The organism is Rhodococcus sp. D-6, assembly GCF_040256695.1.
Taxonomy (GTDB): Bacteria; Actinomycetota; Actinomycetes; order Mycobacteriales; family Mycobacteriaceae; genus Rhodococcus; species Rhodococcus pyridinivorans.
Window position 1 is genome coordinate 1,192,045 of sequence record NZ_CP132970.1, and the last position, 13,442, is coordinate 1,205,486.

Annotated in this window: 18 protein-coding genes; 11 read left to right on the forward strand and 7 right to left on the reverse strand. The window is 68.1% G+C overall.

Annotated features, from left to right (window positions below; genetic code table 11):
• The first annotated feature begins 49 nt into the window (after positions 1-49).
• Positions 50-1,033: a TerC family protein gene (locus RBB84_RS05645; protein ID WP_006551278.1), complete on the forward strand. Its 984-nt coding sequence runs from the start codon at positions 50-52 to the stop codon at positions 1,031-1,033.
• Here RBB84_RS05645 and RBB84_RS05650 read toward each other — a convergent pair.
• Both RBB84_RS05650 and RBB84_RS05655 read right to left on the reverse strand, forming a co-directional pair.
• Positions 1,023-1,307, reverse strand: a complete 285-nt coding sequence (locus RBB84_RS05650; protein ID WP_064256241.1) for a YciI family protein — start codon at positions 1,305-1,307, stop codon at positions 1,023-1,025. The genes RBB84_RS05645 and RBB84_RS05650 overlap by 11 nt on opposite strands.
• A gap of 26 nt (positions 1,308-1,333) precedes the next feature.
• Positions 1,334-1,861 carry an amino-acid N-acetyltransferase gene (locus tag RBB84_RS05655; RefSeq protein WP_228045020.1) on the reverse strand — a complete coding sequence of 176 codons (528 nt, stop codon included), beginning with the start codon at positions 1,859-1,861 and terminating at the stop codon, positions 1,334-1,336.
• 43 nt (positions 1,862-1,904) lie between these two features.
• On the opposite strand from RBB84_RS05655, the gene pgsA reads away from it, so the two are divergent.
• The 4 genes from pgsA (at position 1,905) to RBB84_RS05675 (ending at position 5,154) form a co-directional block, all read left to right on the forward strand.
• A complete protein-coding gene (gene pgsA, locus RBB84_RS05660; RefSeq protein WP_064256240.1) occupies positions 1,905-2,714 on the forward strand; it encodes a CDP-diacylglycerol--glycerol-3-phosphate 3-phosphatidyltransferase in 810 nt (269 codons plus the stop codon).
• 210 nt (positions 2,715-2,924) lie between these two features.
• A complete protein-coding gene (locus tag RBB84_RS05665; RefSeq protein WP_006551282.1) occupies positions 2,925-3,311 on the forward strand; it encodes a helix-turn-helix transcriptional regulator in 387 nt (128 codons plus the stop codon).
• Positions 3,312-3,511: 200 nt separating this feature from the next.
• Positions 3,512-4,318, forward strand: a complete 807-nt coding sequence (pspA, locus tag RBB84_RS05670) for a phage shock protein PspA (RefSeq protein ID WP_006551283.1) — start codon at positions 3,512-3,514, stop codon at positions 4,316-4,318.
• A 26-nt stretch (positions 4,319-4,344) separates the two neighbouring features.
• Complete coding sequence (locus RBB84_RS05675) at positions 4,345-5,154, forward strand: hypothetical protein (protein ID WP_024100679.1); 810 nt, start codon at positions 4,345-4,347, stop codon at positions 5,152-5,154.
• A gap of 59 nt (positions 5,155-5,213) precedes the next feature.
• Here the strand turns inward: RBB84_RS05675 and RBB84_RS05680 are convergent, their stop codons facing one another.
• From RBB84_RS05680 to RBB84_RS05690, 3 genes are read right to left on the reverse strand one after another with little or no spacing between them, the layout of a single operon-like run.
• On the reverse strand, positions 5,214-5,819 hold the full coding sequence (locus RBB84_RS05680; protein WP_019289168.1) for a CbiQ family ECF transporter T component: 606 nt from the start codon (positions 5,817-5,819) through the stop codon (positions 5,214-5,216).
• A complete protein-coding gene (locus RBB84_RS05685) occupies positions 5,816-6,496 on the reverse strand; it encodes an ABC transporter ATP-binding protein (RefSeq protein ID WP_064256239.1) in 681 nt (226 codons plus the stop codon). The genes RBB84_RS05680 and RBB84_RS05685 overlap by 4 nt, the downstream gene beginning before the upstream one ends.
• A gap of 16 nt (positions 6,497-6,512) precedes the next feature.
• Positions 6,513-7,109, reverse strand: coding sequence for a biotin transporter BioY (locus RBB84_RS05690; RefSeq protein ID WP_006551286.1), 597 nt, complete (start codon positions 7,107-7,109; stop codon positions 6,513-6,515).
• Positions 7,110-7,357: 248 nt separating this feature from the next.
• On the opposite strand from RBB84_RS05690, the gene RBB84_RS05695 reads away from it, so the two are divergent.
• The 6 genes from RBB84_RS05695 (at position 7,358) to recX (ending at position 11,722) form a co-directional block, all read left to right on the forward strand.
• Positions 7,358-7,531, forward strand: a complete 174-nt coding sequence (locus RBB84_RS05695) for a hypothetical protein (protein ID WP_006551287.1) — start codon at positions 7,358-7,360, stop codon at positions 7,529-7,531.
• 15 nt (positions 7,532-7,546) lie between these two features.
• A complete protein-coding gene (locus RBB84_RS05700; RefSeq protein ID WP_006551288.1) occupies positions 7,547-8,269 on the forward strand; it encodes a PIG-L deacetylase family protein in 723 nt (240 codons plus the stop codon).
• Positions 8,270-8,309: 40 nt separating this feature from the next.
• Complete coding sequence (locus RBB84_RS05705; protein ID WP_193903622.1) at positions 8,310-9,455, forward strand: nucleotide disphospho-sugar-binding domain-containing protein; 1,146 nt, start codon at positions 8,310-8,312, stop codon at positions 9,453-9,455.
• Between the two features lie 37 nt (positions 9,456-9,492).
• Positions 9,493-9,687, forward strand: a complete 195-nt coding sequence (locus tag RBB84_RS05710) for a DUF3046 domain-containing protein (protein WP_006551291.1) — start codon at positions 9,493-9,495, stop codon at positions 9,685-9,687.
• Between the two features lie 277 nt (positions 9,688-9,964).
• Positions 9,965-11,008, forward strand: a complete 1,044-nt coding sequence (recA, locus tag RBB84_RS05715) for a recombinase RecA (protein WP_006551292.1) — start codon at positions 9,965-9,967, stop codon at positions 11,006-11,008.
• A gap of 96 nt (positions 11,009-11,104) precedes the next feature.
• The gene (gene recX / locus RBB84_RS05720; protein WP_033096537.1) at positions 11,105-11,722 is read left to right on the forward strand and encodes a recombination regulator RecX; all 618 of its coding nucleotides are present in this window, start codon (positions 11,105-11,107) and stop codon (positions 11,720-11,722) included.
• A 56-nt stretch (positions 11,723-11,778) separates the two neighbouring features.
• On the opposite strand, the gene RBB84_RS05725 is transcribed toward recX, so the two are convergent.
• On the reverse strand, positions 11,779-12,687 hold the full coding sequence (locus RBB84_RS05725) for an amino acid ABC transporter permease (RefSeq protein WP_006551295.1): 909 nt from the start codon (positions 12,685-12,687) through the stop codon (positions 11,779-11,781).
• Complete coding sequence (locus RBB84_RS05730; RefSeq protein WP_006551296.1) at positions 12,684-13,364, reverse strand: amino acid ABC transporter permease; 681 nt, start codon at positions 13,362-13,364, stop codon at positions 12,684-12,686. Before RBB84_RS05730 ends, RBB84_RS05725 begins: the two co-directional genes overlap by 4 nt.
• Positions 13,365-13,442 lie beyond the last annotated feature (78 nt).

A 13,442-nucleotide genomic window follows, 5' to 3' on the forward strand; every position in this document is an offset into this window, starting at 1 on the left:
GGAGAGACCTCCGGCAGGTACGCATACCTACCGGAAGGCCTATGTGCCCATGCACGTAAACCTGACTACCTGGCTGATCACGATCGCCGTCATCATCGGGTTGTTCATCTTCGACTTCTTCGCCCACGTCCGCAAGCCGCACGCGCCCACACTGCGCGAATCCGGTTTCTGGTCGGCCGTCTTCGTCGCCATCGCGATCCTCTTCGGCGTGATCGTCTTCGCGGTCTGGGGACCGACCTACGGCGGTGAGTACTTCGCCGGCTACATCACCGAGAAGGCGCTGTCGGTCGACAACCTCTTCGTGTTCGTCATCATCATGGCCACCTTCGCGGTGCCCCGTGAGTACCAGCAGAAGGTCCTCACCATCGGCATCGTGCTGGCGCTGGTCATGCGCGGAGCCTTCATCGCGGTCGGTGCCGCGGCGATCAACGCCTACAGTTGGGTGTTCTACCTGTTCGGCTTCTTCCTCATCTACACGGCGGTCAAGCTCATCCGCGACCACGGTGAGGACCCGCAGGCCATCTCGGAGAACCGGATGGTCAAGCTGGCCCGGAAGTTCCTGCCGGTGCACGACGAGTACGACGGCGACCGCCTCGTCACCCGCATCGACGGCAAGAAGTTCGTCACGCCGATGCTGCTCGCGCTCGTCGCGATCGGCTTCACCGACATCCTCTTCGCGCTCGACTCGATCCCCGCGATCTACGGTCTGACCAACGAGCCGTACCTGGTGTTCACTGCGAACGCCTTCGCGCTGATGGGCCTGCGCCAGCTGTTCTTCCTCATCGGCGGTCTGCTCGAGCGGTTGGTCTACCTGTCCTACGGACTGTCGATCATCCTCGCGTTCATCGGCGTGAAGCTGGTGCTCCACGCCCTGCATGAGAACACGCTCGGCTGGATCAACGGCGGCGAGCACGTCGCCGTCCCGGAGATCTCCACCGGCGTGTCCCTGATCGTGATCGTCGGAGTGCTGGCCGTGACGACGGTGGCCAGCCTGCTCAAGACGCGCGGTGAGAAGGAATCCGTCAGGAGTTGAACACGCCCATCACCGGGTTCCACCCGGTGATGCGCACGGCATCGACGAGGTCGCGCTGCGCGAACGGGTCCTGGGCCATCAGTTGGCGCGCCGCGGCCTCGTCGGCCACGTCGACGAGGATGAGCGCACCCGAACCGTCGGTCCACGGGCCGGTCGCCCGCACGATGCCCTGTTCGACGAGATCGCCGAGCCATGCTCGGTGCTTCGGGCGGTGCTCGTCGCGCGCCGAGGCGGTCGCATCCGAATAGGTGTACTCGACGGCGAACAGGGCCATGCGGGCCTCGCTTTCGTGGGTCTCGATCAGAGGGTGAGGAGCATCCGGGTGTTCCCGAGCGTGTTCGGTTTCACGTAGCTCAGGTCCAGGAACTCCGCGACGCCCGTATCGTACGACCGGCACATCTCCGCATAGACCTCGGCCGTCACCGGAGTCCCCTGGATCTCCGTGAAACCGTGCCGCGCAAAGAACTCCACCTCGAAGGTGAGCACGAACAGTCGTTCCAGCTCGAGTTCGCGGGCGACCTCGATGAGGCGCTCGACGATCAGGTGACCTGCGCCGTGGCCCTTGACGGACGGGTCGACGGCCACGGTGCGCACCTCGCCGAGATCCGACCACAGCACGTGCAGGGCCCCGCACCCGACGACCCGACCCCCGAGTTCGGCCACCCAGAACTCCTGGACGGCCTCGTACAGGGTCACCAGATTCTTCTCGAGCAAAATCCTGCCCGCATAGATGTCGATGAGCCGCTTGATCTCGGGCACGTCGGAGGTTCGGGCGCGCCGTACGACCATTCGATCGTTCGAGTCGTGGTTCGTCGGCGGTGTCGTCATGCGGTGAACAGTAGCGCGTGCGGCTACCGATATTGTGGGGCACATGAGCACGCCCCGCCAGCATGTCACCGCGTCGGGCGGGAGCGGCGCCGCACCGGGACCGCACGCCGGGAGCCCGCACGATCCGGTGCCGTTGTGGAACATCGCCAACATCTTGACGGTGGGTCGGATCGCGTTGGTACCGGTCTTCCTGGTGCTGCTCTTCGTCGGCGACGGGCACGACATCGGGTGGAGGCTCGCGGCGACCGGAGTCTTCGCGATCGCCGCCATCACCGACCGGATCGACGGTCAACTCGCGCGAAAGCACGGTCTCGTCACCGATTTCGGCAAACTCGCCGATCCTATCGCCGACAAGGCCCTCATCGGTGCCGCGCTGGTCGGGCTGTCGATGCTCGGTGACCTGTCGTGGTGGGTCACCGGGATCATCGCTGCTCGGGAGCTGGGGATCACCGCCCTGCGGTTCGCCGTGCTCCGGCACGCCGTGATCCCGGCGAGTCGCGGTGGCAAGCTCAAGACGCTGGTGCAGACGCTCGCCATCGGTGTCTACCTGCTGCCGCTGCCCGAATCGGTGGCGCCGGTGGCGATCGGCCTGATGATCCTGGCGGTCGCCCTGACGGTGGTGACGGGACTCGACTACGTGGTCCAGGCGATCCGGCTGCGTACCGGGGTGCGCCGGAGCGAGAGCGAGACCGCCCGTGCGGAGGACGTCCCGAGGGTGGACGTCCTGGGGGTGGACGTCGCGGGGGTGGACGTCGCGGGGGTGGACGTCGCGGGGGAGGGCGCCGCGGGGGAGGGCGCCGCTGCCCAGGACACGCCGGGCGACGGCCGCACGGTGGGCGAGGACGCCCGGTAACCACGGGGCGGGACATGCGGGATCCGGCTCGGTGCGGTCGACACCGCTGTGTCGGGACTACGCTGTGTCGGGACTACTCGGGCGTCTGCAACCGCCGTCGGCGTTGTAATGTCTGGACACCGCGGTATCGAGGTCCGATCGAGCTGCGGGAACCTCGCAGCGTCGTCGTGCGTTGACGAGGTGTCGGCACGACGGACGAAGGAGGATGGGATGGCGCTGTTGTTGCGTGAGGCACTCGGTGACAGCCTTCGGCGCACCCGTGTTTCGCAGAGCCGCACCCTGCGCGAAGTCTCCAGCAGCGCCCGGGTCAGCCTCGGCTATCTCTCGGAGATCGAGCGCGGCAGGAAGGAGGCCTCGAGCGAACTGCTCGCGGCCATCTGCGATGCACTGGAGGTCCCGCTGTCCGACGTGCTGTTCGATGTGAGCGGTCTGCTGGCGGACGGCCTCGACCGTCGCACGGACATGGAGACCACCGCAGCCGACACGGCACCGGCCGAGCGGTCCGACGACGGCGCCACCGCCGAGCCCGGGTTGCTCGCGCAGGAGCCGCGCATGGTGATCCCTGCACCCGCCGCACAGGCGCTGGCAGCCGCCTAACATGGATCACGAACCGTGCCGGTCTCGCCGGATACGGTCGTAAGCGACATCGAGCCGGGGCGTGGTGCGTGCACGGACCCGGCCGGGGCAGGTGGGTCGTCGGGGGTAGCAGCGGACCGGCGATCTTCGAACCGGGGCGCGAGGGCCGCGTACCGGGTCGCGTTCGGCGCGGCGTACCAGATGGAGGCAGGATCACACCCATGGCTAATCCTTTCGTCAAGGGCTGGAAGTACCTGATGGCGCTTTTCAACTCGAAGATCGATGAGAAGGCCGATCCGAAGGTCCAGATTCAGCAGGCGATCGAGGACGCGCAGCGTCAGCATCAGGCACTCTCGCAGCAGGCGGCCTCCGTTATCGGTAACCAGCGTCAGCTCGAGATGAAGCTCAACCGTCAGCTGGACGAGGTGGAGAAGCTCAACGCGAGTGCCCGCCAGGCCGTCATGATGGCCGACCAGGCCACGGCGGCGGGCGACACCGAGAAGGCGATCCAGTACACGAACGCGGCCGAGGCCTTCGCGGCACAGCTCGTCACCGCCGAGCAGTCCGTCGAGGACCTCAAGGTGCTGCACGACCAGTCGCTCCAGGCCGCCGCGCAGGCCAAGAAGGCCGTCGAGCAGAACGCCATGGCGCTGCAGCAGAAGGTCGCAGAGCGCACGAAGCTGCTCAGCCAGCTCGAGCAGGCCAAGATGCAGGAGCGCGTGAGCGAGTCGCTGCGTTCGATGGATTCGACCCTCGCAGCTCCGGGCACCACTCCGAGCCTCGATGCCGTCCGCGAGAAGATCGAGCGTCGCTACGCCAACGCTCTCGGTTCGGCCGAGCTCGCCCAGAACTCGGTGCAGGGCCGCATGCTCGAGGTTCAGCAGGCCACCGTCCAGATGGCCGGTCACAGCCGACTCGAGCAGATCCGGGCGTCGATGAAGGGCGAGGCGCTTCCGGGCACCCCCGCCAACCCTGCCGTCGACACGCGCAAAGAGCCCCCGAACGCTGCCGGTACCACCGGCCGCTGATCCGCACGCCTCGGAACTGATCCGCCGTGAACGTCTCCGGAGACGACCGGACCGGGAACATCCCCGGTTCGGTCGTCTCTGCGTTCCGCGATGCCACCGGCAACGCGATGGAGGCCGCGCGCCGCTGGCGCGATCCCGCCGCCCGCTTGCGGCGTAAGAAGCGTCGCGCGCGTCGGCGTGCCAGTTTCTTCGGTGCCGGCTCGGGCACCACGGCGATCGGCACCGCGACCCTGGCCGTCGCGTCGGCTCCCGAATGGACGCTCGTCGCGGCCGGGGGAGCGACGGCGGCTCTCGCAGTGCCTGCCGTCCTCGCCGTCCGTACCTTCCGTCGCCTCGATGCGGTGCCGCTGCCCCCACCGCCGCCGCGCCGCCGGTCGCTGCCACCGGCCGGTTCGGTCGCCCGCGCCCCGATGGAACGCCTCGCGGCGAACGAGGAGAGCCTGCGGCGCCTGCTCGGTGTGCTCGTGCGGTCGAACTCCGTGGCCCCCGACGACCTCACCGAGATCGACGACGCGGCCCGCGCAGCCGCATCCGCACTCGATGCCGTCGTCGAGGACGTCGTTGCCCTCGAATCCGCCGCGCAGGGCAGTGCGGCCGCCAAGACCCATCTGTCCGCGGCCATCGTCGACGCGGGCGAGCGTCTCGGGACGGGTGTCGACCAGTTCGAGGAACTCGTCGCCGCCGCAGCACGCCTCGCCGCGACCGCCGAGGGTAACCGGTCGCTGGCGATGCTCGACCAGCGACGCGCCGAACTGATCGCCACGTCCGACAAACTCGAGAGCTGGGCGCAGTCCTGGCGCGAGTTGGGGCAGATCGAGCAGCGTTACCGCCCCTGAGGGGTGGAACACCCCCATCATCGACACCGCGAGCCGAACACGTCGGTCGTCGACACCTCTCAGTCGTCGACACCGCGAGCGGCGAGGGCCTCGCCCATCGCCTCCGCGGTGCGCAGGGCTCCCACCACCACCGGAACCACCAGCGCCCGCAACGAGAATCCGAGACCGCGCGCCTTGCGTGCCTCGGTCACGCGGGTGACCACGGTGCCGATCAGCGGGATCGCGCGGACGGTCATCACCAGCACGAGTCCCACCCGGTCGGGATCGACCCCGACGCGCGCGAGGGGACGGGCCGCCCGCACGATCGCGTCGAGCATGTCGGTGGTCCGCGTCGTGAGGGTCACCAGGGCGGCCAGGGCGACCGCCACGAGCAGCGACCCGCAGATCACCACCGCCCGTTCCCACCCCGCCACGAGCACCTGGAACGCTGCAATGATCGCCAGCATCCACACCAGCGGCCGCAGCTGCACAACCGCCAGACGCGGAGGTATGCGCGCGGCCGCATACGCGAGCACGGCCAAGGCCAGGGCGGGAAGCACCTGCCAGGGTTGCCGGATCCACAGGGTCAGCGCAAGGATCAGTGCTGCGACCGCGAGCAGCTTCGCTCCCGCCGGAAGCCGGTGCAGGACGGAGCGTCCGGGATGGTAGAGGCCGAAGGTGTTCACCCGATCAGATTCCGGTAGAACGCGAGCGCGGACGCCGGTTCGTCGTCGGCGACGACCCGCCCCGAGTCGACCACCAGCACACGATCGAAGTCCACGAGGAGTTCGAGATTGTGGGTCACCGCGATCACCTGCTGCGGAAGGCTCGCGAAGGTGCGCGCGATGAGCTTCGTATTGCGCAGGTCGAGCAGGGTCGTCGGTTCGTCCGCGACGAGCACCGCCGGGTCGGTCACCATGATCGCGGCGAGCGCGAGCAACTGCTTCTGGCCGCCCGAGAGCAGGTGGCTGGGGTGGTCGTGATGCCCCGCGAGCCCGAAGTCGGCGAGGACCTGCCGTACCCGGGCTTCGCGTTCCTCTTTGCCGAGTCCGCTGCGTCGCAGCGAGAAGGCGACGTCCTCGGCGACCGTCGGCATGACGATCTGATGGTCCGGGTCGGTGAAGACGAATCCGACCTTCTTGCGGACCTCCCGGCCCTTGCGCGCCGTGTCGAGGCCGTCGACGGTCACCGAGCCGGACGACGGGACGAGCAGGCCGTTGATCATGCGCGCCATCGTCGACTTGCCGCTGCCGTTCGCTCCGACGATGCCGACGCGTCGTTCGGTGAGGACCACGTCGACCCCGTCGAGGACGGTGCGGTCGCCGTAGGCGTGCCGCACCTCCCGGAATCGGATCTCGCTCATCGACGGTCGGACGGCGTCAGTGCGCGGGATCCGCAGCGGGGCGGTGCGCGATGCGCGGTGCCGCCAGTGCGGGATAGGCGCGATGCACCTGGGCGGCGACCGCTGCGGCGACGACCGCCTTGGCCAGATCGCCCGGCAGGAAGGTGACGTTGGCCGCGGCGGCGGCCCACACCGTGAGATCCGTGCGCAGGACCATGCCTGCGATACCGAAGGCGTAGAGGACGACGATGCCACCGAGGACGTTGACGGCCACACCGGGCAACGTGCGGTATCGCGGCAGCATCTTCATGCTCAGCCAGCCGATCACGGCGACGGCAGGGATCCAGCCGATGAGGAAGCCCACCGTGGGACCTGCCAGCGAGGTGAGGGTCGTGCGCCCGCCGGCGAGTACGGGCAGCGCCAGCCCCAGCACGATCACGGTGAGCACCGACAGGACACCTTTGCGTGCGCCGAGCAGTGCACCCGCGAGCATCACGCCCAAGGTCTGCAGCGTGATGGGCACGCCGGACGATCCGATACTGATCTGACCGGGCAGTCCCAGGGCGATGATCAGGGCGGCGAAGACGGCGATCTGCGCGAGGTCGCGCGCGGGGATACGGGGGGACGAGGACACGGTTACTCAGCCTTCTGGTATGGACGGCGAACCCGTAGAGCCTAAGCCGTACCGGCGTGCCGCGGGTCACCGACCCGTCTCCGGGTGCCCGTGGGCCACACCGGGGTGCGCCTCCGGGTGTCCCCTGATCTTTCCCTGATATCTGCGCTGACCTGCTGTTTTTCATTGCTCGAGCTGTCAGGATCGAGGCGTACCGAGCAAATGGAGTCCGACTCGGAAGAGGTCGGCATCGAGGGTGGGAGTACCCAATGTTCTGGAAGATCGTAGGAATCGTCGCGGTGGTGTGGGTCGGTCTCGCCGTCCTCGGCGCCCTGCTCGACAACCTGTTCGGCTTTCTCGTACTCGGCGCCGTGATCTTCGGCGGATACCTGCTGTACAAGGCAGTATCGGGAGGTGACAAGCACGACCTGACACGTCTGTAGACGAAGGGGGCAGCTGTGGAGGCGGTACCGGAGAACTGGCAACGCGGACTCGTCGTCGTCGCCCACCCGGACGACATCGAATACGGCGCGGCGGCGGCGATCGCGCGGTGGACCCGACAGGGCAAGGAGATTTCCTACGTTCTGGCCACCAGTGGCGAGGCGGGCATCGCCGGTCTGCCGCCCGAGAAGAGCGGGCCGGTGCGGGAATCGGAGCAGCGCGAGTCCGCGCGGATCGTCGGAGTGGATACCGTCGAGTTCCTCGGGCACCCGGATGGTCGACTCGTCCCGAGTCTCGATCTCCGTCGCGACATCGCTTCCGCCATCCGACGTCATCGTCCTGAGATGGTGGTCACGCTCGCGTTCGGGCTGTCGCCCCGGCCCGGCTGGGTCAACAGTGCCGACCATCGGGCGCTCGGGATCAGCGTCCTCGACGCCGTCTCCGATGCCGCGAACGAATGGATCTTCCCGGAACTCACCGAACGCGGTCTGGAACCGTGGCACGGCGTGCGATGGGCTGCCGTGTGTCCGGGTTCGCCTCCGACCCACGCGGTGGACGTGACCGATACGGTCGAACTGGCAGTCGAGTCCCTCGCGGCGCACCGTCTGTACCTGCAGGCTCTCGACGACAGGCCGGTGGAGGCACAAGCGCGCGAACAGGTGGAGCGCGCATCGGCGCCGCTGCCGGGATTCGCTGCCGAGCGCGCCTCCGGGTTCGAGTTGTACACCTTCGCGGGATAGGAAGCGTCCCGCCGTCGGTGGCCTGTGGCAGGCTGTGCGCGTGCGAGTGGCGGTGGTGGCCGGGCCCGATGCGGGTCATGCGATTCCGGCGATCGCGTTGTCGCTGCGGCTCGCGGATGCCGGGCACGACGCGGTCGTCCTCACGGGCGAACGATGGCTCGGCCTCGAGCTGCCCGGCGTGACGTTCGCTGAGTTGAAGGGGCTGGCGCCCCGGCTCGGGGACGACGACGGCGACGCGGGGGCGAAGATCCACGCCCGCGCCGCCCATATCGCGAGCGAGATGCTCCCGGATCTCGGAGCCCTGCTACCCGACCTCGTCGTGGCGGACGTGCTCACCGCCGGCGGAGGGATGGCCGCCGAGCGCCTGGGGATCCCGTGGGTCGAGCTCTCGCCGCACCCGTTGTACCTGCCGTCGCGCGGGCTCCCGCCGATCGGCAGCGGTCTCGATGTGGGCAGGGGCGTGCGGGGCCGGTTGAGGGACGCCGCGTTGCGAGCGATGACCGCGAGATCGCTGCGGCAGGGGGAGCGCGAGCGTTCTGCCGCACGCGTCGGGATCGGTCTGCCGGCGCGCGATCCCGGGCCCCGGGCCCGGCTGATCGCCACCCTGCCGGCACTCGAGGTGCCACGTCCCGACTGGCCCGGGCACGCGCACGTCGTCGGTCCGCTGCTGTGGGAACCCACCGTGGAGATCCTCGATCCGCCGCCAGGGGACGGACCTCTCGTGATGGTCGCGCCGTCGACCGCGGTCACCGGCGTGACCGGGATGGTCGAGACGGTCTGCGACGCACTCGACGGGGCCGGGATGCGGGTCGCCGCGACGATGCTCGACCCTCCGCCGCAGTCGCTCCCCAGCTGGGCCGTCTCGGGTCGCGGCAGGCAGGACGTCCTGCTCCGGCAGGCCGATGTCGTCGTGTGCGGGGGTGGGCACGGGATGCTCGCCAAGACGCTGAGTGCGGGGGTTCCGGCGGTGATCGTTCCCGGGGGCGGCGACCAGTGGGAGCTGGCGAACCGCGCCGCACGGCAGGGGAGTGCGGTGGTGGTGCGTCCGCTCGACGCGGATGCGGTCCGCTCCGCGATCGACACCGTGCTGTCGTCGCCGGACTTCGCCGCCGCGGCTCGTGCGGCCGCGGACGGTGCCGGCGACGTGGAGGATCCGGTCGCGGTGTGCGAGGCCGCAGCGGACTGACTGTCGTGCCACACCGCGCGCGACTACCGTGGTCGGGGTGCGGTTGACGGAGTTCTACGAGGTGGTCCGGGACGAGTTCGGACAGATGCACGGCGATGCCCTGCTGCGCGATCACGTGCTGCTTTCGCTCGGTGGACGGACGGCGGCCGAGGCGATCGAGGCGGGACAGGAGCCCCGGGAGGTATGGCGCGCTCTCTGCGACGAGTTCGACGTCCCACCCGTGCGGCGGTAGCCGCGGAGCCGGTCGGGGCTGTTCCCGACCGGAATCGGTGCAGGAGTAGATGCCGGAATCGATTTTCTGTCCGACCGGGATGAGACCATTCCTGGCGTACACGAAGCGACCGGATTTCGAACACGTGTTCGGCTATGCTGGGAACGCCGGGTGGGTTGTCCACAGGTGGTGATTCCATCCACAGATACGGCGTTTCCGCGGTCGCGACAGCGAACTTGTCGGTGCCGGGTTCTAACGTCGTCGACAACAAGGACGAGATTCTATTAAGGGGACCAAGATGGCAGCACAGGCTCACGACCGCGAGAAGGCGCTCGAGCTCGCCCTCGCGCAGATCGACAAGAGCTTCGGTAAGGGCTCGGTGATGCGCCTGGGCGAGGACGTCCGTCCGCCCATCGCAGTCATTCCCACCGGGTCGATCGCACTCGACGTGGCTCTCGGTATCGGCGGCCTGCCACGCGGGCGCGTCATCGAGATCTACGGCCCGGAATCCTCGGGTAAGACGACGGTGGCCCTCCACGCGGTCGCCAACGCGCAGGCCGCCGGCGGCATCGCGGCGTTCATCGACGCCGAGCACGCCCTCGATCCGGACTACGCGCGCAAGCTCGGTGTCGACACCGACGCCCTGCTCGTGTCCCAACCCGACACCGGTGAGCAGGCCCTCGAGATCGCCGACATGCTCATCCGCTCGGGTGCGCTCGACATCATCGTCATCGACTCGGTCGCGGCGCTCGTGCCCCGCGCCGAGATCGAGGGCGAGATGGGCGACAGCCACGTCGGTCTCCAGGCCCGCCTGATGAGCCAGGCACTGCGCAAGATGACCGGTGCGCTCAACAACTCCGGCACCACCGCGATCTTCATCAACCAGCTGCGCGAGAAGATCGGCGTGATGTTCGGCTCGCCCGAGACCACCACGGGCGGTAAGGCGCTGAAGTTCTACGCCTCCGTGCGTCTGGACGTGCGCCGGATCGAGACGCTCAAGGACGGCGGCGACGCGGTGGGCAACCGCACCCGCGTGAAGGTCGTCAAGAACAAGGTCTCGCCTCCGTTCAAGCAGGCCGAGTTCGACATCCTGTACGGCCAGGGCATCTCGAAGGAGGGCTCGCTCATCGACATGGGTGTCGAGCAGGGCTTCATCCGCAAGTCCGGCTCCTGGTACACCTACGAGGGCGACCAGCTGGGGCAGGGCAAGGAGAACGCCCGCAAGTTCCTGCTCGAGAACACCGATGTGCGCGACGAGATCGAGAAGAAGATCAAGGAGAAGCTCGGCATCGGTGCCGTTCTCACCGATCCGAGTGATGTCGAGGAGCCGGTCGACTTCTAGTCACCGCCCACGGGGGCACGGACGCACGTCGTCCGTGCCCCCGTGGCGTATCCGCACCCGGCCGCGCTGTCGGTGCGTCCGGCTACTGTGCGCGTCATGGACGACTCCGAGGAACGACGCCCCGATGCTCGGCGCGAACGACGCGGACGGCGGCGCTCGGCTCGCACCGAGCAGGAACTGCCCGGCGGCGGCACCGAAGCGCAGGCCAAGGACGTCTGTCTCCGTCTGCTGACCGATCGGGCACGCAGCCGATCCGAGCTCGCGACGAAGCTCGAGCAGAAGGGGTTCGCGTCCGACGTCGCCGAACGTGCCCTCGACCGTCTCACCGAGGTCGGGTTGATCGACGACGCGGATTTCGCCAACCAGTGGGCACGTTCACGGCATCTGCACGCGGGGAAGGGTAAGCGCGCGATCGCACTCGAACTGCGCCGCAAGGGAATCGACGCCGACGACGCGGCGGCTGCCCTCGAACAGATCGACACCGCCGACGAACGGGAACGGGCGGTCGAACTGGTCCGCAAGAAGCTCCGCACCCAGCCGCCGCTGCCCACCGAAGGGGATCGGCGCGAGATCGCGGCCGAACGCGACAAGTTGGTGCGGCGGCTGGTCGGGATGCTGGCCCGGCGCGGCTACGCGCAGGGGATGGCGTTCGATGTCGTGCGGGAAGAACTCGCGACGTTCGGTGCCGACGCGAGCGACCTCCCACACGACTGAGCCCGACTGCGAAACGCCTGGGCTCGACTGCGAACTTCGCAACCGCAGTGCTGCTGTTACTTGCGGCCCTCGCCGCTCAGGTCCAGGCCTGGCACCGACATCGTGGGCATCGTCTGCGGCTCTTCGGCCGCCACAGCACCCTTCTTCCGCTTCCCGGATCGCAGACGCTTCTCGAGCCAGATCGCGAACTGTGTCAGCGCACTGTTGAGGATGATCATGATCGCCGCGACCACCAGCAGCGACGGCAGGTAGTTCTGGAAGAACGCGCCGAGCTGCTGGCCGGAACGCACCACTTCGACATAGCCGATGAGGTAGCCGAGCGCGGAGTCCTTGAGCGCGATCACCATCTGCGACACGATCGCCGGGAGCATGACCGTCACGGCCTGCGGCAGCAGGATCAGTCGCATGAGCTGGTTCTTCCGCATACCGATCGCGTAGGCGGCCTCGCTCTGACCACGCGGAAGCGATCGGATGCCCGCGCGCACGATCTCGGCGATGACCGAGCCGTTGTACAGGGTCAGGCCGGTGATGACCGCCGCGAGCGCGAGATATCCGGACTTGAAGACGCGGTACTCGGCGAACACCTGGTAAGCGAAGATCATCAGGATCAGCACCGGGACGGCGCGGAACAACTCGACGATCGTGCCGGCGATCCAGCGGACCCACCGGTGGTCGGACAGACGCGCGATACCCAGGACCGTGCCGAGCACGAGTGCCAGCACGATCGACGCGACGGCCGCGATGATCGTGCCGCGGATGCCGGGCAGCAGATAGGTGGTCCAGCTGGACGATTCGACGAACGGCTCCCACTTGGCGGCCGTCAGCTGTCCGTTGGCGTCGAGCGCGCGGTAGACGATCCAGCCGACCAGGACGAGGAGCGCGACCACGACCACCGACAGGATCCGGTAGAGCGCCTTGGCGCGGGGCCCGGGTGCGTCGTAGAGAACGGTTCCGTGTGCACTCATCGGGCGACCTCGTATCGCTTGCTGAGCCGGCCGAAGAGCAGGCCGGTGGGAAGGGTGAGGATGACGAATCCGAGCGCGAAGATGCCACCGACGACGAAGATGGCCGCTTCGTTCTCGATCATCGTCTTCATCAGCAGCGAGGCCTCGGACACGCCGATGACGGAGGCGATCGTCGAGTTCTTGGTCAACGCGATGAGCACCGAACCGAGCGGGGCGATGACCGCGCGGAAAGCCTGGGGGAGGACGATCAGGCGCAGATTCTGGCTGAAGGTCAGACCCAGCGAGCGGCCGGCCTCCGACTGTCCGAGCGAGACCGTGTTGATGCCCGAGCGGAGCGACTCGCACACGAAGGCCGCCGTGTAGACGCTCAGGCCGAGCACAGCGAGTCGGAAGTTGTTGTCCACCAGGAAGGTCGGCGACGACTCGGAGGCCAGCTTGATGCCGAGCGTCTGGGACAGACCGAACAGGCAAAAGATGATGATGAGGGTCAGCGGGGTGTTCCGGAAGATCGTCACGTAGGCGGCGCCGACGGCACGCGCCACCGGGATGGGGGACACGCGCATCGCGGCGAGGATCGTTCCGAGGATCAGTGCACCGATCGCCGAGATGACGGTCAACTGGATCGTGGTCCAGAACGCGTCGAGTAGCTGGCTGCTGTACTTGCTCAACAGATCCACAGGTCACTCCGGGATCGAGGGGACGGGTGGGAGTCCGGAACGGTCCGGCCGGTCCGTGAGATTACGGACCGGCCGCAC

What these genes read in the sequence shown, in the direction of transcription:
- RBB84_RS05645 (WP_006551278.1), top strand. Translation starts at nt 50, where the DNA reads ATGCACGTAAACCTGACTACCTGGCTGATCACGATCGCCGTCATCATC.
- RBB84_RS05650 (WP_064256241.1), bottom strand. Translation starts at nt 1,307, where the DNA reads ATGGCCCTGTTCGCCGTCGAGTACACCTATTCGGATGCGACCGCCTCG.
- RBB84_RS05655 (WP_228045020.1), bottom strand. Translation starts at nt 1,861, where the DNA reads ATGACGACACCGCCGACGAACCACGACTCGAACGATCGAATGGTCGTA.
- pgsA (WP_064256240.1), top strand. Translation starts at nt 1,905, where the DNA reads ATGAGCACGCCCCGCCAGCATGTCACCGCGTCGGGCGGGAGCGGCGCC.
- RBB84_RS05665 (WP_006551282.1), top strand. Translation starts at nt 2,925, where the DNA reads ATGGCGCTGTTGTTGCGTGAGGCACTCGGTGACAGCCTTCGGCGCACC.
- pspA (WP_006551283.1), top strand. Translation starts at nt 3,512, where the DNA reads ATGGCTAATCCTTTCGTCAAGGGCTGGAAGTACCTGATGGCGCTTTTC.
- RBB84_RS05685 (WP_064256239.1), bottom strand. Translation starts at nt 6,496, where the DNA reads ATGAGCGAGATCCGATTCCGGGAGGTGCGGCACGCCTACGGCGACCGC.
- RBB84_RS05695 (WP_006551287.1), top strand. Translation starts at nt 7,358, where the DNA reads ATGTTCTGGAAGATCGTAGGAATCGTCGCGGTGGTGTGGGTCGGTCTC.
- recA (WP_006551292.1), top strand. Translation starts at nt 9,965, where the DNA reads ATGGCAGCACAGGCTCACGACCGCGAGAAGGCGCTCGAGCTCGCCCTC.
- recX (WP_033096537.1), top strand. Translation starts at nt 11,105, where the DNA reads ATGGACGACTCCGAGGAACGACGCCCCGATGCTCGGCGCGAACGACGC.
- RBB84_RS05725 (WP_006551295.1), bottom strand. Translation starts at nt 12,687, where the DNA reads ATGAGTGCACACGGAACCGTTCTCTACGACGCACCCGGGCCCCGCGCC.